19 protein-coding genes are annotated in these 23,724 nt (G+C 72.9%); 11 read left to right on the top strand and 8 right to left on the bottom strand.

Annotated elements, in window-relative coordinates; genetic code table 11:
* Positions 1-13 precede the first annotated feature (13 nt).
* Positions 14-1,186 (bottom strand): pyridoxal-phosphate-dependent aminotransferase family protein, encoded by a 1,173-nt coding sequence (locus O2W53_RS09015; RefSeq protein ID WP_269162724.1) that lies wholly within the window; start codon positions 1,184-1,186, stop codon positions 14-16.
* Positions 1,187-1,427: 241 nt separating this feature from the next.
* Between O2W53_RS09015 and O2W53_RS09010 the strand changes: the two genes are divergently transcribed.
* The 3 genes from O2W53_RS09010 to O2W53_RS09000 all read left to right on the top strand — a co-directional run bounded on the left by O2W53_RS09010 (position 1,428) and on the right by O2W53_RS09000 (position 5,018).
* Positions 1,428-2,939 (top strand): SLC13 family permease, encoded by a 1,512-nt coding sequence (locus O2W53_RS09010; RefSeq protein WP_269162723.1) that lies wholly within the window; start codon positions 1,428-1,430, stop codon positions 2,937-2,939.
* A gap of 97 nt (positions 2,940-3,036) precedes the next feature.
* Entirely contained in the window at positions 3,037-4,251 is a 1,215-nt protein-coding gene (locus O2W53_RS09005) for a CaiB/BaiF CoA transferase family protein (RefSeq protein WP_269162722.1), read from the top strand.
* Positions 4,248-5,018: an enoyl-CoA hydratase/isomerase family protein gene (locus O2W53_RS09000; protein WP_269162721.1), complete on the top strand. Its 771-nt coding sequence runs from the start codon at positions 4,248-4,250 to the stop codon at positions 5,016-5,018. The genes O2W53_RS09005 and O2W53_RS09000 overlap by 4 nt, the downstream gene beginning before the upstream one ends.
* Here O2W53_RS09000 and O2W53_RS08995 read toward each other — a convergent pair.
* On the bottom strand, positions 4,999-5,802 hold the full coding sequence (locus O2W53_RS08995) for an IclR family transcriptional regulator (protein WP_269162720.1): 804 nt from the start codon (positions 5,800-5,802) through the stop codon (positions 4,999-5,001). The two genes, O2W53_RS09000 and O2W53_RS08995, sit on opposite strands and share 20 nt — an antisense overlap.
* A 253-nt stretch (positions 5,803-6,055) precedes the next feature.
* Between O2W53_RS08995 and aceB the strand changes: the two genes are divergently transcribed.
* The 4 genes from aceB to O2W53_RS08975 all read left to right on the top strand — a co-directional run bounded on the left by aceB (position 6,056) and on the right by O2W53_RS08975 (position 11,978).
* A complete protein-coding gene (gene aceB / locus O2W53_RS08990; protein ID WP_269162719.1) occupies positions 6,056-7,657 on the top strand; it encodes a malate synthase A in 1,602 nt (533 codons plus the stop codon).
* 99 nt (positions 7,658-7,756) lie between these two features.
* Positions 7,757-9,313 carry an FAD-linked oxidase C-terminal domain-containing protein gene (locus tag O2W53_RS08985; protein WP_269162718.1) on the top strand — a complete coding sequence of 519 codons (1,557 nt, stop codon included), beginning with the start codon at positions 7,757-7,759 and terminating at the stop codon, positions 9,311-9,313.
* Positions 9,313-10,575 carry an FAD-binding oxidoreductase gene (locus O2W53_RS08980; RefSeq protein WP_269162717.1) on the top strand — a complete coding sequence of 421 codons (1,263 nt, stop codon included), beginning with the start codon at positions 9,313-9,315 and terminating at the stop codon, positions 10,573-10,575. Before O2W53_RS08985 ends, O2W53_RS08980 begins: the two co-directional genes overlap by 1 nt.
* On the top strand, positions 10,575-11,978 hold the full coding sequence (locus O2W53_RS08975) for a (Fe-S)-binding protein (RefSeq protein WP_269162716.1): 1,404 nt from the start codon (positions 10,575-10,577) through the stop codon (positions 11,976-11,978). Before O2W53_RS08980 ends, O2W53_RS08975 begins: the two co-directional genes overlap by 1 nt.
* Positions 11,979-12,016: 38 nt before the next feature.
* Here O2W53_RS08975 and O2W53_RS08970 read toward each other — a convergent pair whose 3' ends face one another.
* From O2W53_RS08970 to dnaK, 5 genes are all read right to left on the bottom strand, one after another.
* Entirely contained in the window at positions 12,017-12,544 is a 528-nt protein-coding gene (locus O2W53_RS08970; RefSeq protein WP_269162715.1) for a MarR family winged helix-turn-helix transcriptional regulator, read from the bottom strand.
* Between the two features lie 44 nt (positions 12,545-12,588).
* Positions 12,589-13,020 carry a heat shock protein transcriptional repressor HspR gene (locus O2W53_RS08965; RefSeq protein WP_269162714.1) on the bottom strand — a complete coding sequence of 144 codons (432 nt, stop codon included), beginning with the start codon at positions 13,018-13,020 and terminating at the stop codon, positions 12,589-12,591.
* Complete coding sequence (dnaJ, locus tag O2W53_RS08960; protein ID WP_269162713.1) at positions 13,017-14,261, bottom strand: molecular chaperone DnaJ; 1,245 nt, start codon at positions 14,259-14,261, stop codon at positions 13,017-13,019. The genes O2W53_RS08965 and dnaJ overlap by 4 nt, the downstream gene beginning before the upstream one ends.
* Before the next feature lie 82 nt (positions 14,262-14,343).
* The gene (grpE, locus tag O2W53_RS08955) at positions 14,344-15,096 is read right to left on the bottom strand and encodes a nucleotide exchange factor GrpE (RefSeq protein ID WP_269162712.1); all 753 of its coding nucleotides are present in this window, start codon (positions 15,094-15,096) and stop codon (positions 14,344-14,346) included.
* Positions 15,097-15,160: 64 nt separating this feature from the next.
* Entirely contained in the window at positions 15,161-17,047 is a 1,887-nt protein-coding gene (gene dnaK, locus O2W53_RS08950; protein WP_269162711.1) for a molecular chaperone DnaK, read from the bottom strand.
* A gap of 305 nt (positions 17,048-17,352) precedes the next feature.
* On the opposite strand from dnaK, the gene O2W53_RS08945 reads away from it, so the two are divergent.
* From O2W53_RS08945 to O2W53_RS08930, 4 genes are all read left to right on the top strand, one after another.
* Positions 17,353-18,351, top strand: coding sequence for a type IV toxin-antitoxin system AbiEi family antitoxin domain-containing protein (locus O2W53_RS08945; RefSeq protein ID WP_269162710.1), 999 nt, complete (start codon positions 17,353-17,355; stop codon positions 18,349-18,351).
* Positions 18,352-18,569: 218 nt separating this feature from the next.
* The gene (locus O2W53_RS08940; RefSeq protein WP_269162709.1) at positions 18,570-20,861 is read left to right on the top strand and encodes a (Fe-S)-binding protein; all 2,292 of its coding nucleotides are present in this window, start codon (positions 18,570-18,572) and stop codon (positions 20,859-20,861) included.
* 146 nt (positions 20,862-21,007) lie between these two features.
* On the top strand, positions 21,008-21,568 hold the full coding sequence (locus O2W53_RS08935; RefSeq protein ID WP_269162708.1) for a hypothetical protein: 561 nt from the start codon (positions 21,008-21,010) through the stop codon (positions 21,566-21,568).
* A 50-nt stretch (positions 21,569-21,618) separates the two neighbouring features.
* A complete protein-coding gene (locus O2W53_RS08930) occupies positions 21,619-22,929 on the top strand; it encodes a CynX/NimT family MFS transporter (protein WP_269162707.1) in 1,311 nt (436 codons plus the stop codon).
* Positions 22,930-22,931: 2 nt separating this feature from the next.
* Here the strand turns inward: O2W53_RS08930 and O2W53_RS08925 are convergent, their stop codons facing one another.
* Entirely contained in the window at positions 22,932-23,705 is a 774-nt protein-coding gene (locus O2W53_RS08925; protein ID WP_269162706.1) for a methyltransferase domain-containing protein, read from the bottom strand.
* Between the last annotated feature and the right edge of the window lie 19 nt (positions 23,706-23,724).

Genomic DNA, 23,724 nt, shown 5'->3' with positions numbered 1-23,724 from the left:
TCCGGGGCCGCTGTCATGCCTGCTGCAGGCGCTCGAGGGCCGCCTGGATCCCGTTCGGGTCGATCTGCACACCACTGCGGACCAGGCCCATCTGCACGCCACCCAGGGTGCCGACGAGGGTCAGGTCGTTGAAGTGGCCCAGGTGTCCGATCCGGAACACCTTGTCGGCCAGCTTGCCCAGCCCGGCACCCAGCGACATGTCGTACTCGCGCAGGATCGTCGCCCGGACGGCGTCGGCGCCGCCGTCCGGCATGTAGATGGCGGTGAGCGAGCCGGAGTACTCCCGCTCGTCCAGGGCCAGCACCTCCAGGCCCCAGCCCCGGACGGCGGCCCGGGTGGCCTCGGCGTGCCGGGTGTGCCGGGCGTAGACGTTGGCCAGGCCCTCGTCGTCCAGCATCTCCAGCGCGACCTTCAGCGCGTAGAGCAGGTTCGTGGCCGGCGTGTAGGGGAAGAAGCCGCGCTCGTTGGCGGTCAGGATCGGCTCCCAGTCCCAGAAGGAGCGGGGCAGGCCTGCGGTCTTCGACGCCTGCAGCGCCTTGTCGCTGACCGCGTTGAAGCTCAGCCCCGGCGGGAGCATCAGCCCCTTCTGCGACCCGGCGACGGTGACGTCGACGCCCCACTCGTCGTGCCGGTAGTCGATGCTGCCCAGCGAGGAGATCGTGTCGACCAGCAGCAGGGCCGGGTGCTCGGCGGCGTCGATGGCCTTCCGCACCTCGGGCACCCGGCTGGTCACGCCGGTGGAGGTCTCGTTGTGGACCACCATGACGGCCTTGATCTCGTGCCCGGTGTCGGCGGCGAGCCGCTCCTGGGCGGCGGCCGGGTCGGCGCCGTGCCGCCAGTCGCCGGGGACGAACTCGACCTGCAGGCCGAGCCGGCTGGCCATGTCCTGCCAGAGGGTGGCGAAGTGGCCGGTCTCGAAGGCCAGCACCTTGTCGCCCGGGGAGAGCGTGTTGGTCAGCGCCGCCTCCCACGCCCCGGTGCCCGAGGCCGGGTAGATGACCACCGGCTGGGTGGTGCCGAAGACGGGCTTGACGGCCTCGAGGACCTCCAGGCCGAGCGCGGCGAACTCCGGGCCGCGGTGGTCGATGGTCGGGGCCGACATCGCCCGCAGCACCCGGTCGGGCACGTTGGTCGGCCCCGGGATCTGCAGGAAGTGGCGCCCGCCGGTCGTCGTCGTCACTGACATTCCCGTGCCTCCATGGGTGTGGCCCTCTCGTCCGGATCCCCGGCTCGACACCGGAAGTCCACCATGCGGGAGGCTACTACCGGCAGGCGGATTGGCGCAGAGACATCTCGGACGTCCTGTGACCCTTGACACTGACGGGCAGCAGACCTTCTAATCCCCGCTAGCGAAAAGGCGGTTCCGCATCGCGGAAGCGCTTGACCGGCGGGTGGCACACCCGCCTCGACCAACCCTGGGGACGCCGGTGTCCGTACAGCTCGTCTTGATCTCGATCTTGCTGGTGGTCTTCCTGATCGCCACGGTGCTGCCCGTGCACATGGGTGCGTTGGCCCTGGTGGCGGCGTTCATCGCCGGCTACTTCATCTACGGCACCGACGGCGACCCGACGTACGACGACGCGGTCTTCGGCTTCTTCCCCGGGTCGCTGTTCGTCGTCCTGGTCGGGGTGACGTACCTGTTCGCCATCGCCAAGAACAACGGCACCGTCGACTGGCTGGTGCACGCCGCGGTCACCGCATCCGGCGGCCGGCTCGCAGCCATCCCGTGGGCGATGTTCACCGTCACCGGCGTGCTCACCGCCATCGGCGGCGTCGTGCCGGCGGTGGTGGCGATCATCGCCCCGGTCGGCATGTCCTTCGCGCGGCGGTACCAGATCAACCCGGTGCTGATGGGCCTGTTCATCATCAACGGCGCCACCGCCGGCGGGTTCTCGCCGCTGTCGATCTTCGGTGTCATCACCAACACCGTGGTCGCCGACAACGGCCTGGAGGGCAGCCCGCTGTTCCTCTGGGGTGCCTCGATCGTCATCAACATCCTGCTCTCCATCGCCGTCTTCTTCCTGTTCGGCGGCCGCAAGCTGCTCGGCGGCGGGCGGGTCGACCTGACCGACAACCGCAGCGACGACTTCGTGGCGGCCTCCGTCGCCGGGGACGCCACCGAGGACACCGGCGAGGACATCCCCGGCGGGCCTGCCCGCGGCGTGGCCGTCGGCAGCACCGGCACCGCCGGTGCGGCGGTCTCCGGCGGCCGGGTGACCGAGGCGCGGCACGGCGAGCCGGGCCACCAGCACTCCCACGTCGAGGACCGCGCCGACCAGAAGGCGCTGCAGACCACCGCGCTGGCCGTCGACAACGCGCCCGACCCGGTCACCACGCTCGACCGGGACCGCTCGCTGACGCTGATCGGCCTGGTCATCCTGGTCGTCGGGTCGCTGCTCCCCCTGGGCCTGGACATCGGCCTGATGGCCATCACCGTCGGCGTCATCCTGTCGGTGGTCGCGCCCCGTGGCGCCAAGGGCGCCGTGGGCCAGATCGCCTGGCCGACCGTGCTGCTGATCTGCGGCATCGTCACCTACGTCGGTCTGATGCAGGACCAGGACGTGCCCGGCTGGCTCGGGGACAACGTGGCCCAGCTCGGCCTGCCGCTGATCGCCGCCCTGCTGATCTGCTACATCGGCGCCGTCGTCTCGGCCTTCGCCTCCACCACCGGCATCCTCGGTGCGCTGATCCCGCTGGCCGTGCCCTTCCTCCAGGGCGACAACGCGATCGGGGCCATCGGCCTGATCACCGCCCTGGCGATGTCCTCCTCGATCGTCGACTCCAGCCCGTTCTCCACCAGCGGGGCACTCGTGGTCGCCAACGCCACCGAGGCCGAGCGGGAGCGGACGTTCAAGAACCTGACCGTCTGGGGCTTCTCGATGGTCGCGCTCATCCCGCCGATCACCTGGCTGGTCCTGATCGTGCCCGGCTGGCTCTGAGCAGCACCCGCACCACCCGCGCCCCGGTCGGCACCCAGCCGCCGGGGCGCGGTCACGTCCGGACCACATCGAGACGACGCCACCCCCGGAGGCAGACGTGAGCACACCCGCACCGCCCGACCAGCCGCCCCTGACCGGCATCACCGTGCTGGAGGTCGGCGTCTTCATGGCGGCCCCGTACGCCGCGATGCAGCTGGCCGACCTGGGCGCCCGGGTGGTCAAGGTCGAGGACCCCCGGTCCGGCGACCCGGTCCGGGCCAGCGGGCCGTTCGTCGACGGCGAGAGCTCGCCGTACCTGCGGCTGAACCGGAACAAGGAGTCCGTCGCGCTGGACCTGAAGTCGGCCGCCGGCAAGCAGGCCTTCCTCGACCTGGTCGCCTCCGCCGACGTGGTGATCGAGAACCTGCGGCCCGGCGCGATGGCCCGGCTGGGGCTGGACGCCGAGGCGATCTGGGCGGTCAACCCGCGGGTGGTGCACGCCTCCGGGTCCGGCTGGGGGCAGGACGGACCGCTCGCCCCGCTGCCCGGGCTGGACATCATGGCCCAGGCGCGCAGCGGGATCATGAGCATCACCGGCACCCCCGGCGGCGAGCCGGTCAAGGTCGGCGTCCCGGTCTGCGACCTGGTCTGCGGCCTCTACCTGGCGCTCGCGGTCACCGCGGCGCTGCGCGAGCGGGACCGCACCGGCGTCGGCCAGTCGATCGATGTCTCGCTGTTCGAGGCCGGGGTCAGCCTCGCGGTGTGGGAGGCCGGCAAGTGGTTCGCCACCGGCGAGGTGGGCGGCCCGCTGGGCTCGGCGCACCAGAGCCAGGCGCCCTACCAGGCGTTCCAGACCGCCGACGGCTGGGTGACCATCGGCGCGAACACCCCCAACACCTGGGCCGGGCTCTGCGCGACCCTGGACATGGCCGACGAGCTCGCCGACCCCGGCTACGCCGACGCCAGCCGCCGGCACGCCCGCCGCGGCGAGCTGCTGGACGTCGTGGAGAGCCGCACCCGGGCCCGCACCACCGCCGACCTGCTCGCCGCGCTGGGCGCGGCCGGGGTGCCGTGCGCCCCGATCAACGACTACGGCGAGGTGTTCACCGACGAGCACCTGAACGCGCGGGAGTTCTTCTGGGACGCCCCGCACCCCACGCTCGGGCCGGTGCGGCAGATCGGCTCGCCGATGAGGTTCTCCCGCACCCCCGCCGTCCGCGGCGTCGCCGGCCCCCCACTGGGCGCCGACACCCGCGCGGTGCTCACCCGGTACGGCGTCCCTGCCGACGTCGTCGACGCCGTCATCCCATCCAGTCGAGAGGACGACGCATGAGCGAGCTCGAGGTCACCCAGGACGGCGCGGTGCTGACCGTGCTGTTCAACCGACCGGAGGCCCGCAACGCGATGACCTTCGCGATGTACGAGGGGCTCGAGGAGGCCTGCGCCCGGGCCGACGCCGAGGAGTCGGTGCGGGTGCTGGTGCTGCGCGGCGCAGGCGGCCGGGCCTTCGTGGCCGGCACCGACATCGCCCAGTTCCTGGAGTTCACCAGCGGGGACGACGGGATCGCCTACGAAGCGCGGATCGAGCGGGTGGTCAACCGCCTGGAGGACGTCACCGTGCCGACCGTCGCCGCGGTCGAGGGCGCCTGTGTCGGCGGCGGGCTCGCCCTGGCCGCCGCCTGCGACCTGCGGGTGGCGACGGCGTCGTCGCGGTTCGGCGTCCCGATCGCGCGCACGCTGGGCAACTGCCTGTCGATGAACACCTACTCGCTGCTGGTGCACCACCTGGGCCCCGGTCGCACGCTGGACATGCTGCTGCGGGCGAAGCTGCTGTCCGCCGCCGACGCGGCCGCCGCCGGCTTCGTCGGCGAGGTGGTGCCCGACGGCGAGCTGGACCCGGCGCTGGCGTCGCTCACCGAGACGCTGCTCGGGCACGCGCCGCTGAGCATGAAGGCCGCCGGCCAGGCGGTGGCGCGGCTGCGCCGGGCCACCCTCCCCGACGGGGACGACCTGGTGCGGGAGGTGTTCGGCAGTGCGGACTTCCGAGCCGGCGTGCGGGCGTTCGTGGACCGTGGACAGGTCAGCTGGACCGGCCGCTGAGCGCGCGGGCGCCGTCCTCCCGCAGCTCGGCGGCCAGCCCGGCGGCGGTCCGCTGCAGCAGCGCCACGATCGCCGGCACGCTCTCCATCGGCACCCGCCCCTCCGGGCCGGAGACCGAGATCGCGGTCTGCGCCGGGCCGCCGGGCACCGGGACGGCGACGCAGCGGACGCCGATCTCCTGCTCGCCGTCGTCCAACACGTAGCCCTGCGCGGCGATCTGCGGCAGCAGCGCCAGCAGCTCGTCGGGGTCGGTGACCGTCTTGTCGGTGCGGCGGGGCATGCCGCCGCGCTCCAGCAGCTCGCGGGCGGTCGAGACGGGCAACTGGGACAGCAGCGCCTTGCCGACCCCGGTGCAGTGCAGGTGCACCCGGCGGCCGACCTCGGTGAACATCCGCATCGAGTGCTTGGAGGGCACCTGGGCGACGTAGACCACCCGGTCGCCGTCCAACATCGCCAGGTTCGCCGTCTCCCCGGTGGAGTCGACCAGGTCACTCAGGTGCGGCCGGGCCCAGGTGCCGAGCGTCCGCGAGGAGCTCTCGCCGAGGTGGATCAGCCGGGGGCCCAGCACGTACCGCCGGGAGGGGAGCTGGCGCACGTACCCGCGGGCGACCAGGGTGCGGACCAGCCGATGGATCGTGGACAGCGGCAGGCCGCTGTCCACCGCGAGCCGGGAGAGCGCGACCTCGCCGCCGTCCTCCGCCATCAGCTCCAGGAGCAGGAAGGCCCGCTCGAGGGACTGCACGCCCCCGTCGGAACCGCTGATCGCGCCGCCGGTCTCGGCCATGCCACTCCTCCGTCGTCCCGCGCACCCGGGGCCGCCACCGTGCCCGCTCCTCGGGAGCCCGGGGCCGCACGGCCGCCGGGCACCGGAGCGCCCGCGGTCGTCTTGACCCCACTGGTGACCGAGGATACGTTTTCCACATCACAGATGGAACCTTCCGCTTCTCGGAAGGTGACACCACACGTACGGCCCGTCCCGCCGGCCCGGGGAACGCCCCGGTACCGCTGCCGGACGGCACCGACCCCCAGGGAGAGCAATGAGCAGCGTCGACGGCGTGGAGATCACCGGCCCGATGGGCCCGCGGTTCGACGAGGTCCTGACGCCTCGGGCTCTGGAGCTCATCGCACTGCTGCACCGCGAGTTCAACGGCCGCCGGCTGGAGCGGCTGCAGGCCCGCACCGAGCGGGTGCAGGCGCTCGCCGACGGCGGCACGCTGGACTTCCTGCCGGAGACGGCCTCGATCCGCGAGGACGACTCCTGGCGGGTGGCCCCGCCGGCCCCCGGCCTGGTCGACCGCCGGGTGGAGATGACCGGGCCGACCGACCGCAAGATGACCATCAACGCGCTCAACTCCGGCGCCAAGTGCTGGCTGGCCGACCAGGAGGACGCCAACTCCCCGCTGTGGGAGAACGTCGTCAACGGCCCGCTCAACCTGATGGACTCGATCGACCGCACCATCGACTTCACCAGCCCGCAGGGCAAGTCCTACGAGCTCAAGCCAGACGACGAGCTGCCGACGATCATCGTCCGCCCCCGCGGCTGGCACCTGCCGGAGAAGCACATCACCGTCGACGGTGAGCAGACCTCCGGCAGCCTGGTCGACTTCGCGCTCTACCTGTCCGCCTGCGGGCAGAAGCAGATCGACCGCGGTCAGGGCCCGTACTTCTACCTGCCGAAGATGGAGAGCCACCTCGAGGCGCGGCTCTGGAACGACGCCTTCAACCTCGCCCAGGACCAGCTGGGCATCCCGCGCGGCACCATCCGGGCCACCTGCCTGATCGAGACCTACCCGGCGGCCTTCGAGATGGAGGAGATCCTCTACGAGCTGCGCGAGCACTCCTCGGGCCTCAACGCCGGCCGCTGGGACTACCTGTTCAGCGTGATCAAGACGTTCCGCACCCGCGGTGAGGACTTCACCCTCCCCGACCGGAACTCGATCACCATGACCGTGCCGTTCATGCGGGCCTACACCGAGCTGCTGGTGCGCACCTGCCACAAGCGCGGCGCACACGCGATGGGCGGCATGTCGGCGTTCATCCCGAGCAAGGACCCGGAGAAGAACGAGTTCGCGTTCAACAAGATCACCGATGACAAGAGCCGCGAGGCCAACGACGGCTTCGACGGCTCCTGGGTGGCCCACCCGGGCATGGTCCAGACCGCGATGGACGCCTTCGACAAGGTCCTCGGCGAGCGGCCGAACCAGCTGGACAAGCTGCGTGCGGACGTGTCGGTCAGCGCCGCCGACCTGCTCAACGTGAAGGCCACCCCCGGCGAGGTCACCGAGGCCGGTCTCCGGGCCAACGTCAGCGTCGGCATCCAGTACGTGGAGTCCTGGCTGCGCGGCTCGGGTGCCGCCGGCATCAACGGCCTGATGGAGGACGCCGCCACCGCCGAGATCAGCCGCAGCCAGGTCTGGCAGTGGCTGCACAACGGGGTGTCGCTCAACGACGGCCAGCAGGTCACCACCGAGCTCGTGCAGCGGGTGATCGAGGAGGAGGTCGCCGCCATCGCGGAGGCCAAGGGAGATGCGTACTCCTCCGGCCGATGGGACGATGCCCGTGCGCTCTTCACCGAGATGGCCCTGGGCGACGAGTACAACGACTTCCTGACCGTCCCGGCCTACGAGCGCATGCCCTGATCCACTCCCCGCTGACCACCAGGATGGCCATCTTGGTGGTCAGCGGGGGCCGCACCACCTCGCACGTCACAGCAGGTCCGGCAACGAAGGCGGAACCTCATGAGCGGCACGCACGGCACCCAGACGACGGCCGGCCCGGTCCTCGGCGACACCCCACCCGAGGCCACCTCGGCCACCGGTGAAGCAGGGGACAACGCCGCGGGCATCGCGGCCGTGGGCCGGGTGGCCCGCGAGCTGATGCCCGAGACCGGGGTGATCGCCGACCCCACCCAGCTGCGCACCTACGAGTGCGACGGCCTGGCCCACTACCGGGTCACCCCCGCACTGGTGGTCCTCCCCGAGACGACCGAGCAGCTGGCCGGGGTGGTCAAGGCCTGCTCGGAGCACGGCGTCCCGTTCGTCGCCCGCGGCTCGGGCACCGGACTGTCCGGCGGCGCACTCCCCCGGGCCGACGGCGTCCTGCTGGTCACCTCCCGGATGCGCACCATCCACGAGGTCCGCCGCGCCGACCAGCGCGCGATCGTGGAGCCCGGCGTCATCAACCTCGACGTCACCCGGGCCGCCACGCCGGAGGGCTACTACTACGCCCCCGACCCCAGCAGCCAGCAGATCTGCTCCATCGGCGGCAACCTGGCCGAGAACTCCGGCGGCGCGCACTGCCTGAAGTACGGGTTCACCAGCAACCACGTGCTCGGCACCGAGCTGATCACCCCGCAGGGCGACGTCGTGCAGCTGGGCGGCCTGGCGCCGGACTCCCCCGGCTACGACCTGCTCGGCACCGTCGTCGGGTCCGAGGGCACCCTCGGCATCGCCACCACCGCCACCGTCCGGCTGGTGCGGCTGCCCGAGGAGGTCCGCACCCTGCTCGTCGGGTTCCACACCACCGACGACGCCGGGGCCGCCACCTCGGCGATCATCAGCGCAGGCGTCCTGCCCGCCGCGATCGAGATGATGGACGCGCTGGCCATCGAGGCCGCCGAGGCCGCGGTCCACTGCAACTACCCGGACGGCGCCGGCGCGGTGCTGGTCATCGAGCTCGACGGCGCCGCGGCCGAGGTCGAGCACGAGTACGCCCTGGTCGAGCGGTTCTGCCAGGAGAACGGCTCCTTCGAGCTGCGGCTGGCCACCGACGCCATGGAGCGCGCGCTGATCTGGCGGGGCCGCAAGTCCGCCTTCGCCGCGGTGGGCCGGATCAGCCCCGACTACATCGTGCAGGACGGCGTCATCCCGCGGACCGCGCTCCCCGAGGTGCTCCGGGCGATCGCCGAGCTCTCGGAGTCCTCCGGCGTCCGGGTGGCCAACGTCTTCCACGCCGGCGACGGGAACCTGCACCCGCTGGTGCTCTTCGACGGGGAGAAGGAGGGCGCCGGCGAGGCCGCGGAGAAGGTCAGCGGCGCGATCCTGGACCTCTGCATCACCCACGGCGGGGCGATCACCGGCGAGCACGGGGTGGGCGTGGACAAGGCCGCCTACATGCCGAAGATGTTCACCGACGACGACCTGGACACCATGCAGCTGGTCCGGTGCGCCTTCGATCCCGGCAACATCTCCAACCCGGGCAAGATCTTCCCGACGCCCCGACTGTGCGGCGAGGTGCCCGGCAAGCGGAAGCACGCGCACCCGCTGGTCGAGGCCGGTCTGGCGGACGCGTTCTGATGACCACCGTCGACCTCGACACCGCCCGTACCGCCCTCTCCGACGCCTGCGGGGAGGTCACCGACGCCACCCCCGCCGACGCCGTCGACGGGGTGCCCGCCGCGCTCGTCGCCCGGCCGGGCTCCACCGAGGAGACCGCCGCCGTGCTGCGCGCCGCCGCGGCGGCCGGGCTCACCGTCGTCCCGCGCGGTCGGGGCACCAAGCTCACCTGGGGCCGGCCGCCGGAGTCCGCCGACGTCGTGCTGGACCTGAGCCGGATGAACCGGGTGCTCGACCACGCCGCCGGCGACCTCATCGTCGACACCGAGGCCGGCGCGCTGTTCTCCGACGTCCAGCAGGCCGCGGGCTCGGCCGGGCAGCGACTGGCCCTGGACGAGCCGATCGCCGGCGGCACGGTCGGCGGCATGCTGGCCACCAACGCCAGCGGTCCCGGCCGGGTCGCCGTCGGCACCGCCCGCGACCTGCTGATCGGCGTGACCGTGGTGCGCGCCGACGGCGTGGTCGCCAAGGCCGGTGGCCGGGTCGTCAAGAACGTGGCCGGCTACGACCTGGGCAAGCTGGTCATCAGCTCGTTCGGCACCCTCGTGGTCGTCACCCGGGCGGTGTTCCGGCTGCACCCTGTGCCGGCGGCCCGGCGGTTCGTCTCCGTCCCGTTCGGCACCGCCGAGGACGCCTCCCGGCTGGTCCAGTCGGTGGTGCACGCGCAGGTCGTGCCGGCCGCCGTCGAGGTGGAGTGTCGCGCCGACGGCGCCGGCACGGTCGGTGTCCTGCTGGAGGGCACCCCGGCCGGCGTCGAGGCCCGGACGGCGAGCACCCGGCAGCTGCTGGGCGACGGCGCGTCCGCCGCCGAGGAGGCGCCCGCCGGCTGGGGCGTCCTGCCCTGGACCGAGGAGCCCGGGTCGACCGGGCTGAAGCTCACCTGCGCGCTGTCCGGCCTGGCACCGGTGCTCACCGCCGCCCGCCGGGCCGCGGACGACGCCGGGGTGCAGCTCACCGTCCGCGGCTCCGGTGGGGCCGGCGTCCTCTACGCCGCGCTCGCCGCCGACGCGCCGGTCGACGCCGTGGCCGGCGTGGTCGCCCGCACCCGGGCGGTCTGCACCGAGCACGGCGGCTCGCTCGTCGTCCTCGACGGTCCGCCGGCGGTCAAGACGGCGGTCGACACGTGGGGCCCGGTACCGGCGATCGACCTGATGCGCCGTGTGAAGGAACAGTTCGACCCCGAGCGCCGCCTGGCGCCCGGCCGGTTCGTCGGAGGCATCTGATGGTCGAGTCCACCCGCGCCCGTTCCGACGAGCCGCAGAGCGACCCACGCAAGGCCGACGCCCTCAGCGCCGGTCCGGTGCCCGTGGGCACCCCGACCGTGCGGTCGGCGTTCGACGAGGACCACCCGCCCTCGGCGGAGCTGATCAGCGACTGCGTGCACTGCGGCTTCTGCCTGCCCACCTGCCCCACGTACACGCTGTGGGGCGAGGAGATGGACTCCCCGCGTGGCCGGATCGACCTGATGAAGGCCGGGCTGCAGGGCGCACCGCTGACCGACACGATGGTGCAGCACTTCGACGCCTGCCTGGGCTGCATGGCCTGCGTGACCGCCTGCCCCTCCGGCGTCCAGTACGACAAGCTCATCGAGGCCACCCGCGTGCAGGTGGAGCGGCACCACACGCGCAGCCCGGGCGACCGGGCGATGCGCGCGGCGATCTTCGCCCTCTTCCCCTACAAGAAGCGGCTGCGGGCGCTGCGCGGGCCGCTGCGGGCCTACCAGGCCAGCGGCCTGCCCAAGGTCGTGCGCGGCAGCGGGCTGCTGGACCGGCTGGCGCCGAAGCTGGCCGCCATGGAGGGCCTGGCCCCGGTGCTGGAGAAGCGGGAGAAGCTGCCCGAGCGCGTGCCGGCCACCGGCACCCGGCGGGCCGTGGTGGGCATGCTGACCGGCTGCGTGCAGGGCGAGTTCTTCCCCGGCGTGAACGCCGCCACCGCGCGGGTCCTCGCCGCCGAGGGCTGCGACGTGATCATCCCCCGCAAGCAGGGCTGCTGCGGGGCGCTGTCGGTGCACAACGGCCGGCAGGAGGAGGCGGAGTCCTTCGCCCGCTCCACGATCGACGCGTTCGAGGCCGCCGGCGTCGACACGGTCGTGGTCAACGCGGCCGGCTGCGGCTCCAGCATGAAGGAGTACGCCGACCTGCTCGCCGACGAGCCGGACTACGCCGAGCGGGCGAAGGCCTTCTCCGCCAAGGTCCGGGACGTCTCGGAGTTCCTCTCCGACCTCGGCAGCGTCGCACCGCGGCACCCGCTGGAGGTCACCGTGGCCTACCACGACGCCTGCCACCTCGGGCATGCGCAGGGCATCCGGAGCCAGCCGCGCAGCCTGCTGCGGGAGATCCCCGGCCTGCAGGTCAAGGAGATCGCCGAGGCCGAGGTGTGCTGCGGTTCGGCCGGGATCTGGAACGTGCTGAACCCCGAACCCGCCCGCGAGCTCGGCGACCGGAAGGCGCGCAACATCGCCGGCACCGGGGCCCAGCTGCTGGTGACCGCGAACCCCGGGTGCCTGATGCAGGTCTCGTCCTCGCTGGAGCGGCAGGGCACCCGGATCGGACTGGCGCACACCATCGAGGTCATCGACGCCTCGATCCGGGGCCTCCCGGTCACCACCCTCGGCCCCCAGCACTGAGGAACGGCCCGCCCCTGCTGGGGCGGGCCGTTCGGCGTTCAGTCGGTCTGGCCGGCGACCTCGGCCTCGTGCGCCTCGCCGAGCCGGTTCAGCCGGCCCAGCAGCTGGGCGAGGGTCGCGACGTCGGAGGTCTCCCAGTCGGCGAGGTCGGCCTCCCAGCGCGCCCGGCGGGCATCACGCAGCCGGCTGAGCCGTCGGTGCCCCTCCTCGGACGTCGACAGCACCTGGGCCCGGCCGTCGTCGGGGTCGGCGACCCGGTCGACCAGGCCGAGGTCGACGAGCGAGGACACCTGGCGGCTGACCGTGCTCTTGTCCAGCCCGAGCCGCGCGACCACGTCACTCGCCCGCAGCGGGCCCGCGTCGTCCAGCAGCACCAGCAGGCCGTACGCCGCGCCGTCCAGGTCCTGGTGCAACTGGCCACCCAACCGGCCGGAGATGGCCCGGGCCCGGCGCAGCAGCAGGGCCACCTCGCGTTCGAGCGCGACGTAGGCGGCGTGCGGGTCCTGCCCGGAGATGTCCACGTCGGCTCCGTCCGGGGTGGCGCGAGCTGCGCTGTCGACGGTCACACCGTTCTCCACGTCCGAGGCGGACCCGGCGTTCCCGGAACCCGTCACTGCCGGCCCGTCGGCCGCCACACCACCAGGGCAGAACTGGACGTGCGGGGCACCAGGTCCCGGCGGTAGGCCGCCGCCACCGCGGACTCGGCGGCGATCCGGTGGGCCTCGGAGAGCTCCAGCTCGTCGAGCAGTTCGGTCACCCGGGCCTGCAGCGCCTCGACCCGGGACTCGAGCTCGATGATCCGCTTGATCCCGGCCAGGTTGACGCCGTCCTCCTGGCTCAGCCGCTGCACCTCGCGCAGCAGCGCGACGTCCCGCGGGCTGTACCGGCGGCCCCCGCCGGCCGTGCGACCGGGGCTCACGAGGCCGAGCCGGTCGTACTGCCGCAGCGTCTGGGCGTGCATGCCGGCCAGCTCGGCGGCGACGGAGATGACGAAGACCGGGGCGTCCTCGGCGAAGGAGCGGCCGGGGTCGGGGAGCGTCATCGCGCCGCTCCGTTCCGGAGCGCGGCCGTGACCTCCGGTCGCGGGTCGTCGGGCAGCTCGGCGGCGAGCTTCTCGATCGCCTCCCGGGCACCCGGGGTCAACCGACTGGGGACGGCGACCTCCACGGTGACCAGCAGGTCGCCGGTCGTGGCCTTGACCGGCACGCCGCGCCCGCGGACCCGGAAGGTGCGGCCGCTGGAGGTGCCGGCCGGGACCTTCAGCGACACCGCCCCGTCCAGGGTGGGCACGGTGAGCGTGGTGCCCAGCGCCGCCTCGGCGAAGGACACCGGCACGGTGAGGGTGAGGTCGTTGCCGCTGCGCCCGAAGAGCTCCGAGCCGCTGACGTGGACGACGACGAACAGGTCGCCTGCCGGGCCACCGCGTCGTCCGGGGGCGCCCTTGCCGGGCAACCGGATGCGCTGCCCGTCCTTGACCCCGGCCGGGATGCGCACGGTGATGGTGCGGGTCTGGGTGGTGACCCCGCCGCCCTTGCACTCCGGGCAGGGGTCGTCGACCACCGAGCCGGTGCCGCGGCACTCCTTGCACGGCTCGGAGAAGGCGAACGCGCCCTGGCTGCGGCTGGTGACGCCCGCGCCGTTGCAGACCGGGCAGGTGTGCGGGCTGGTGCCCGGGCGGGCACCGCTGCCGGCGCAGGTCGGGCAGGTGCCCGGGCTCTGCATCCGCAGCGGCACGGTCACGCCGAGCACGGCCTCGTCGAAGGCGAGGGTGGCCTCCGTCTCGACGTCCTGACCTCGGGCCGGCCCGGACGCGGCCTGGCTGCGGCCGCGCGCGGAACCACCCGGACTCGCGGCGCCGCCGGTGAACAGGCCGCCGAAGAGGTCGCCCAGGCCACCGGCCCGCCCCCCGGCGCCGGGGGCGCCGGACGCGCCGCCGAAGAGGTCGCCGAGGTCGAACGGCTGGCCCGCGCCGGCACCGCCCCCGCCGGGGAAGCCACCGGGGAACCCGCCGGGCGCACCGGCGCCGGGCCGGAAGCCCCCGGCACCGAAGAGCCGGCGCGCGTCGTCGTACTCCGCCCGCCGCTTCGGGTCGGACAGGACGTCGTAGGCCTCCGAGACCTCCTTGAAGCGGGTCTCGGCCTGCGCGTTGCCCGGGTTCTTGTCCGGGTGCAGCTCACGGGCCAGCTGTCGGTAGGCCTTCTTGATGGCGGCGGCGTCGGCGTCCTTGGCGACGCCCAGGGCCGCGTAGTAGTCCTTCTCGATGAAGTCCCGGGTGCTGCTCATCGGGCGCCTCCTCTCTGCTGGGCGGGGGACGGGCCGGGCCGGCCTCCGGGGGACGGAGACCGGACCGGCCGGGGGGTCGGGCTCAGCCGGCGGCCGGGCCGGAGCCCGACTGATCGGCGTCCGCGGCGGTGTCGACCACCTCGGCGTCCACGACCTCCGGTCCCGCAGCCGCAGCAGGGGCGGCCGGGGTCTCCGGCTCGCTCACGCCGACCATCGCGGTGCGCAGCACCCGGTCACCGCGCTGGAAGCCCGGCCGCAGCACCGTGGTGGCGGTGGGCTCGCTCACCTCCGGGGAGGTGTCGTGCAGGACTGCCTCGTGCAGGGCCGGGTCGAACGGGTCGCCCGGCTTGCCGAACGAGGTGACCCCGAGGCCGTCGAGCAGCCCCAGCACCCGGTCGGCGACGACCTTGAAGGCGCCGGTGAGGTCGCCGTGGTCCCGGGCGCGCTCGATGTCGTCGACGATCGGGAACAGCTGGCCGGCGAAGCGCTCGGCCGCCTGGTCGACGACGAGGACCCGGTCACGCTCGACCCGACGCCGGTAGTTGGCGTACTCGGCGGTGACCCGCTGCAGGTCCTCGGTCCGCTCGGCCAGCTGCCGCGCGGTGTCGTCGGCCCCGCTCTCGATCCCGCCGGTCACCGGCGGTTCGACGACCGGGCCCGCTCCGTTGCCGGAGGCGCTCGTGTCGTTGTCGTGCTCGCTCATGTGTTCTCCCTGCTCCGGCGTGGCACCGGCCGGCTCGTCGCCGGCCGGCACGCGGACCGTGCCGCTGGTCGGGTCGATGCGCCGCTCGTCACGGATGACGACCCGCGGCGCCTGCTCGTCCTGCTGGCTCATCGTCCCTCGCCAGGTGCACCGGCCCGGTCACCCGGGCCGGTGCGCCTGCGCGTCGACGGTGAGGTCAGCGCTTGTCGGACTCGTCGTCCACGATCTCGGCGTCGACGACGTCGTCGTCCCCAGCGGCCGCGGTCGAGGTCGAACCGGTGGAGTCGGTGCCGCCGTCGAAGCCGGCGTCCCCTGCCGCACCGTCGGTTGCCCCGTCGGCCTGCGCCTGGGCGTAGAGGGCCCCGCCGACCTCCTGGGAGATCCGGGCGACCTTCTCCTGCGCCGTCTTGATCGCGGCGATGTCCGACCCGCCGAGGGACGAGCGGAGCTCGGTCAGCGCCTCGCCGAGCTCCTCCTTCTTCTCGGCCGGGATCTTGTCGCCGTTCTCGGCCAGGAACTTCTCGGTCTGGTACTGCAGCGACTCGGCGAGGTTGCGGGTCTCGGCCTCGTCGCGACGCTTCTTGTCCTCCTCGGCGTGCGCCTCGGCGTCGGCCATCATCCGGGCGATGTCGTCCTTGGGCAGGGCCGAGCCGCCGGTGATGGTCATCGACTGCTCCTTGCCCGTGCCGAGGTCCTTCGCGTGGACGTGGACGATGCCGTTGGCGTCGATGTCGAAGGCGACCTCGATCTGCGGGACGCCGCGGGGCGCCGGCGGCAGGCCGGTCAGCTCGAACATGCCGAGCTTCTTGTTGTAGGACGCCATCTCGCGCTCGCCCTGGAAGACCTGGATCTGCACGCTCGGCTGGTTGTCGTCGGCCGTCGTGAAGATCTCCGAGCGCTTCGTCGGGATCGTGGTGTTGCGCTCGATGAGCTTGGTCATGATCCCGCCCTTGGTCTCGATGCCCAGGGAGAGCGGGGTGACGTCGAGGAGCAGGACGTCCTTGACCTCACCGCGGAGCACACCGGCCTGCAGCGCGGCACCCACGGCGACGACCTCGTCGGGGTTGACGCCCTTGTTGGGCTCCTTGCCGCCGGTCAGCTCGCGGACCAGCTCACTGACGGCGGGCATCCGGGTCGAGCCACCGACGAGGACGACGTGGTCGATGTCGCCGACCTTGACGCCGGCGTCGCGGATCGCCTGGTTGAACGGCGCCTTGGCGCGGTCGAGCAGGTCCTGGGTCAGCCGCTGGAACTCGGCGCGGGTGATCGTGACGTCCAGGTGCATCGGGCCGTCGGCACCGGCGGTGATGTAGGGCAGGTTCACGTTCGTCGACTGCGCACCGGACAGCTCGATCTTCGCCTTCTCGGCGGCCTCGCGCAGGCGCTGCATGGCCAGCTTGTCCTTGGCCAGGTCGATGCCGGACTGGGCGTTGAAGGTCTGCACGAGGTGCTTGACGACCCGCTCGTCCCAGTCGTCTCCACCGAGCTTGTTGTCACCGGCGGTGGACTTGACCTCGATGACGCCGTCGCCGATCTCCAGCAGGCTGACGTCGAAGGTTCCGCCACCGAGGTCGAAGACCAGGATGGTCTGCTCGGTCTCGCCCTTGTCCAGGCCGTAGGCCAGGGCCGCGGCGGTGGGCTCGTTGACGATGCGCAGCACGTTGAGGCCGGCGATCTCGCCCGCCTCCTTGGTGGCCTGACGCTGGGCGTCCTCGAAGTATGCAGGGACGGTGATGACGGCCTCGGTCACGGGCTCGCCGAGGTAGGTCTCGGCGTCGCGCTTGAGCTTCTGCAGCACCCGGGCGCTGATCTCCTGCGGGGTGTACTGCTTGCCGTCGATGTCGCCGGTCTTCCAGGTGGTGCCGACCTCGCGCTTGACGCTGCGGATCGTGCGGTCGACGTTGGTGACCGCCTGGTTCTTCGCCGACTGGCCGACGAGGACCTCGCCGTTCTTGGCGAACGCGACGACCGAGGGAGTGGTGCGCGCACCCTCGGAGTTGGCGATGACGGTGGGCTCGCCGCCCTCGAGGACCGCGACGACGGAGTTCGTGGTGCCGAGGTCGATTCCGACTGCTCGTGCCATGGAAGGCCTCTCCTAGCGTTGCTGACGGGGTGGTGCTGGTCTGGGAGTCGGGGGCCCGGCGCCGTCCACCATTGGGCCTTGCGCCTGGTCCGCTCAACTTTCCTGCCCAGCCTAACGGCAGTCTGCGCCTGCGTGTTCCCGGGGGCGTTGGGCGTGACGCGCCCCTCACCTGCAGGGCGCCGTCCTCACGGCACGGGGCGCGGCTCGCCCCCCGGAGGTGAGGACGGCGACGGTGGGGCCGCCGTCGTCCACAGGCCCCTGGCCGACCGGGCGGTCTGGCGTCGTCGAGCACCGAGACTCTCCCGGTGCACCCGGCACTGAGGTACACGGCGGACGAGCGGATGGGCGTCTTCTCCATCGCGGAGGCCCACTCCGCCGGCTACGGCGACGACGAGATCCGCGCGCTGCGCTCATCCGGGCGGTGGGTGCGACTGCGCCAGGGCGTCTACACCACGGCCGAGGACCTGGCGGTGACCGAACGGGACGGCGTCCGGCACGCGGTCGACTGCCTGGCCGTGCTGACGTCGCTGGCCCGCCCCACCGCCGTCGTCAGCCACACGTCCGCGGCGCGGGTGTGGGGCTGGCCGGTCCCCCGGCGGGAGCCGGACACCGTGCGGCTCACCGACCCGCACCAGTGGCGGCGCACATCCGCCTACCGCATGGCCTGCACGCCGGTACCGCCGGAGCACCGGGCGCACCGCGGGCCGGTCCCCCTGACCTCACCCGCCCGCACCCTGGTCGACTGCGCGCGCGAGTGGGCACTGGAGGACGCGGTCATCGCGATGGACGCCGCGCTGCTCGCCGGGAGGGCGACACCGGTGGGGCTCCGGGACGCCCTCGCCGTCGCTGCCCACTGGCCCGGCGTCCCCCGCGCGATCCGGGCCGTCGCCCTCGCCGACGGCCGAGCCGAGTCACCACTGGAGACGCGCGGGCGGCTGCGGGTCGTCGGGGCGGGCCTGCCGCTGTTCGAGCCGCAGGTCGAGATCTGGTCCGGCGGCCGGCGTCTCGCCGTGGTCGACGGCTGGTACGACGACGCTGCGATCGCCCTCGAGTTCGACGGGAAGCTGAAGTACACCGATCCGTGGCGTGACCGCACGCCCGGCGAGGTGCTGTGGGAGGAGAAGCGGCGAGAGGACGCCCTCCGCGGCCTCGACATCCGGGTGGTGCGGATCGCCGACGAGGACGTCGGACGCGGGTGGGATGCGCTCGACCGGCGGCTGCGCGCCCTGCTCGGCGCCGACGGCCCTGTCGACCGCCGGTTCACCGTCGTGCCCCGCGCCATCGGCCGCCCGCGCGTCGGCTGACTCGCCGCCGCCCTCACCTCCCGGGCGCCGCCCTCACCGCACGGGATGCGGTCGGCCCCCGGGAGGTGAGGCCGGCGCGAGCCCAGACGGCCGGCGGGACGCCGCGGCGACCCCGGCGGGGGCGGGGTTCGAGGGTTACCCGCGAGTAGCCTGTGGGCGCCCGGTTAGTGTCCGTGCCGGGTGGGCGATGACGCCCGCGCACGCACGAGAGGGAGCCCATGGGCCCGTTGCAGATCGTCCTCGGCACGCTGGCCGTGATCCTGCTGGTCGTCTCGGTGGTCTATGCCACCAAGGCCGTCCGCGCGATGCTGCGGATCTTCCGCACCGGCCAGCCCGACCCGACCCGGTCCGGCCCGGTCGGCCCGCGGCTGAAGACGCTGGCGGTCGAGTCACTGGGGCACACCCGGATGCTCAAGTGGTCGGCCATCGGCGCCGCCCACTGGTTCGTCTTCATCGGGTTCTACGGCCTCTTCCTCACGCTCGTCGAGGCGTTCGGGGAGGTCTTCAACCCGGAGTGGCACCTCCCGCTCATCGGCGAGTGGGCGCTGTGGAACCTCTTCGTCGACCTGATCGGCGCCCTCACGGTGTTGGGCATCGTGTACCTGATCATCCGGCGACAGCTCGACCACCCGCGCCGGAAGGGCCGGGACAGCCGGTTCGCCGGGTCGAACGAGGGGCGCGGCTACTTCGTCGAGGCCGTCGTCCTGACCATCGGGATCTGCATCCTGCTGATCCGCGCGATCAAGGTCGCCGCCGACCTCACCGACGCGCCGGCCTGGTCGCACCCGGTCTCCGGCCTGCTGGCGAACATCGTCCCGGCCAACCCCGACCTGCTGTCGGTCGTCGCGTTCATCAAGATCGTGGTGAGCCTGGGCTGGCTGATCACCATCTCCCGGGTGCTCAACATGGGCGTCGCGTGGCACCGGTTCAGCGCGTTCTTCAACATCTACTTCAAGCGTGAGGACGACGGCACGCAGGCCCTCGGCCCGCTGCCGGCGATGACCTCGGGCGGCAAGCCGATCGACTTCGAGGACCCGGGCGAGGACGACGTCTTCGGCCGCGGCAAGATCGAGGACTTCACCTGGAAGGGGATGCTGGACTTCACCACCTGCACCGAGTGCGGGCGGTGCCAGAGCCAGTGCCCGGCCTGGAACACCGGCAAGCCCCTGTCGCCGAAGATGGTGATCATGGACCTGCGGGACCACCTGTACGCCAAGGCCCCGTACCTGACCGGCGCGACCAAGGCCTCCGACGATGCGCCGAACTTCGCCGACTTCACCACCCTGGAGCCCAGCGCCGAGCAGGTCTGGGCGTCGGGCTACGCCCGGATCGAGGGCACCAACGACGCCCAGGCGCACCGCCCGCTGGTCGGCACCCTCGAAGAAGGCGGGGTCATCGACCCCGATGTGCTGTGGAGCTGCACCAACTGCGGTGCCTGCGTCGAGCAGTGCCCGGTCGACATCGAGCACGTCGACCACATCATGGACATGCGTCGCTACCAGGTGCTGATCGAGTCCAGCTTCCCCTCCGAGGCCGGCGTGATGATGCGCAACCTGGAGAACCGCGGGAACCCGTGGGGCGTGGGCGGCAACATCCGCGAGGAGTGGATGAAGGACCTGGACTTCGAGGTCCGGCAGGTCGAGGGCGCGATCGACGACGACGTCGAGTACCTGTTCTGGGTCGGCTGCGCCGGCGCCATCGACGACCGCGCCAAGAAGGTCACCAAGGCCGTCGCCGAGCTGCTGCACATCGCCGGCGTGGAGTTCGCCGTCCTGGGCAACGGGGAGACCTGCTCGGGTGACCCGGCCCGCCGGATGGGCAACGAGTTCCTCTTCCAGCAGCTGGCGCAGGAGAACGTGGAGACGCTCAACGCCGTCTTCGAGGAGCGCCCGGCCGGACGACGGAAGATCGTCGCCACCTGCCCGCACTGCTTCAACTCGATCAACCGCGAGTACCCGCAGCTGGGCGGCGACTACGACGTCGTCCACCACACCCAGCTGCTCGGCCAGCTGGTCGAGGAGGGGCGGCTGACCCCGGTCACCCCGATCGACCGCAAGGTCACCTACCACGACCCGTGCTTCCTGGGCCGGCACAACAAGGTCTACACACCCCCGCGGGAGATCCTCGACTCGGTGAAGGGCCTGTCCACCCAGGAGATGCACCGCTGCAAGGACCGCGGCTTCTGCTGCGGCGCCGGCGGCGCGCGGATGTGGATGGAGGAGAAGATCGGCAAGCGGATCAACGTCGAGCGCACCGAGGAGGCGCTCGAGCTGGACCCGGACGTCATCTCCACCGCCTGCCCGTTCTGCATCACGATGCTGTCGGACGCGGTGACCAGCAAGCAGCAGGCCGGCGAGGCGAAGTCGCACGTCGAGGTCCTGGACGTCAGCCAGATCCTGCTCCGCTCGATGGCCCCTGCGGGTGCGCCGGGCACGGAGTCCGGCCCGGGCGTGGGCACCGTGCCCGACGACCCGGCCGGCACCGGCTCCGCCGCCACCCAGCACAACTGACGAAGGACCCCGCTGCCCCCCCACCGCTCGCAGGCTCGCGGCGGGCCCCTGCAGCGGGGCCGGGAACGACCGTCCCCCCGCACGAACGCTGGTGCGGGGGGACGGTCGTCGGTGCAGGGGGACGAGCCGGAGGGACACTGGGCACCATGAGCTCTCCGTACGGCGGCGGTCGTCGCCGCGGGGAGGCCGAACGGACCGCCGCCTCCCGCAGCACGCGCATGCACTACGCCCGCGACGTCAACGACGAGCGCGCGCTGGCCGACGACCGCCCGACGATCCGGCGCAGCCGCCACTGGACCTGGCTGGCCCTCGCGATCGTGGCGATGTCGGTGCTCGCCGCCGTCGGCGGCCGCGGCGCCCAGGACGTGCCGATCACCGCCGACTGCGACGCCCCGCAGATCGCCGTGGCCAGCAGCGTCGTCACCGCCGGCCAGCCGCTGCGGTTCCGGGTGACCGGGGCCGAGGACGTCGACTACGTGATGACCCTGGACGGCGAACCGGTCCGCGGCGACGCCGGCACCACCGTCAGCTACACCGAGACGTCTGCTGGACCGGCGTTCCGGCTGCCCCAGTGCGTGAGCCCGACCCTGCGGCTTGCCGCGCCGGCCGGTGACGGCGTCCACGACCTGGCGATGCTGCGGGTGGCCGGCGACGGCACGACCGAGCAGGTGGCCGCGGTGCCGGTCACGGTCACCGGTACCGGGTAGGAGCACCCGACTCCCGGGCGGCGGCGGCTCGGGGAGGAGGATGAGCGGACGTGACCCGCAGCGCCGCCCCACCGCCGACGCGCACCTCCTCCCGGCAGGGGCTGGTCCTGGTCGGGACGGCGATCGTGCTGACCGGGGTCAACCTGCGCACCGCGGTGAACAGCGTCGGCCCGGTGCTGGAGGAGATCGAGCGCGGTCTCGGCATCTCCTCCGGCCTCGCCGGCCTGATCACCAGCATGCCGCTGATCTGCTTCGCCCTGATCGGCTTCGCCGGCCCACCGCTGGCCGCCCGGTATCGCGACGGTCACGTGCTGGCCGCGGCCCTGCTGGTCATGGCGATCGGGCTGCTGCTGCGGGTGTCGGTACCGAACGTGTGGGTCTTCCTGCTCGGCACCGTGGCCACGATGGTCGGCGGGGCGCTGGGGAACGTGCTGCTGCCCGGGCTGGTCAAGCGGTGGTTCCCGGACCGGACCGGGCTGCTGGTGGGCGCCTACAGCACGGCGCTGGCGATCGGCGGGGCGGTCGCCAGCGTCTCCACCGCGCCGATCGCCGAGGCGGCCGGCGCCGAGGGCTGGCGCTGGGGCCTCGGGATCTGGGCGGTGTTCGCGCTCGTCGCGGCGCTGCCCTGGCTCGCCGTGCCGGTCCGGCCGGGCGCCTCCCGGGGCGGGCACGCCGCGGTACGGCTGCGCGCGCTCGGGCGCAGCCGGCTGGCCTGGACGATGGCGGCCTTCTTCGGCCTGCAGGCGATGCAGGCCTACGTCATCGTCGGCTGGACGGCGCAGTACCTCCGGGACCAGGGGATGTCCGCGGAGGCAGCCGGGTTCCTGGTCGGGCTGAACGCACTGATCGTCATCCCGCTCAACGCCGTCGTCCCGCTCGGCACGGTGCGGCCGACCTGGCAGCGGCCGATGCTGCTGGCCTTCGTCGCCTGCTACCTGGCCGGCTGGACCGGCCTGCTGCTGGCCCCGCTCACGCTGACCTGGCTGTGGGTCTGCCTGCTCGGGCTGGGGATGGGCACGTTCGCGATGATCCTGGCCCTCTTCGGGCTGCGCGGGCGCACCCCGGAGTCGGTGAGCGCCCTCTCCACCGTCGCCCAGGGCTGGGGGTACGCACTGGCCGGGGTGGGCCCGCTGCTGGTCGGCCTGCTGCGGGGCCTCACCGGCGGTTACACCGGCATGTTCGTGCTGGTCTACGCCGGGGTCGGGTTGCTGCTGGCCACCGGCTGGAGCATCTGCCGGCCGAGGTACGTCGACGACGAGGTGCCCGCGCTCGGCGGCCCGGCCGGTCGCCCGGGGGACTTCCCGGAGACCGAGGTCGCCGGCGCCGAGCCACCGGTCGTCCTCCCGCGCCCCGAGCGCTGAGCTCAGACCGGCAGTTGCAGCGCGCGCAGCAGCTCGGTGGACCGGTCCCGGCGCAGCTCCGGTGACCGGGTGAGCAGTGCGACGGCGACGACGTAGGAGTCCTCACCCGCCCAGCCGCGCCCCTCCGCGGTGAGCTCGGCGATGTGCTCGCGGACCCGGGGCTCCCCGCTGTACGCGCCGAACTCCAGGCCCATCGCCAGGAAGTTGGCCACCCGGTACCCGAGGTCGCGGGCCGTGGCCAGGGTGGCGGCGGGGTCGGAGTAGCTGGGCAGCGCGACCAGCAGGTGATCGAACCCGGCCTTGAGCAGCCGGAGCACCATGTCGTTGCCGTACCAGCCGCCCCACAGCTCGGGCATCAGGATGTCGGCGTCCGGTGCCGGGATGTAGGGCGGGTTGGCGATCACCGTGGAGACGTCCCGCCCGCTCGGGGAGTCGGCCCAGGCGAAAAAGTCACCGTGCTCGACGGCGTAGCGGTCGGCCACGCCGAGGCCGCTGATCGTCTGCCGGGCCCGCTCGACCGACGTCGCGCTGATGTCGGTGCCGTGCACCTGCAACCCGGGCACCGCCCGGACGACGTGGGCGATGGCCCGTGCGTCACCGCTGCCGAGCTCCGCGACCCCCTCGGTCTGCCAGGGCACCAGCGTCGCGTACTGCGTCAGCAGGAGCTGCACCGAGAACGCGTAGTGCGCCGACTCCTCGGCACAGTCGAAGAAGCCGTCCACGATGTGGTTGCCCGACGGCTGGGGCAGGAGAACAGCGGTGTCCCGGGGGTCCATGGGGCAGGCCTACCCCGGA

Source organism: Modestobacter sp. VKM Ac-2978 (genome assembly GCF_026968025.1).
In the GTDB taxonomy this organism is placed as follows: Bacteria; Actinomycetota; Actinomycetes; order Mycobacteriales; family Geodermatophilaceae; genus Modestobacter.
The sequence above is the reverse complement of the archived record's forward strand: the minus strand, read 5'-3'. Positions and strand labels throughout refer to the sequence as shown.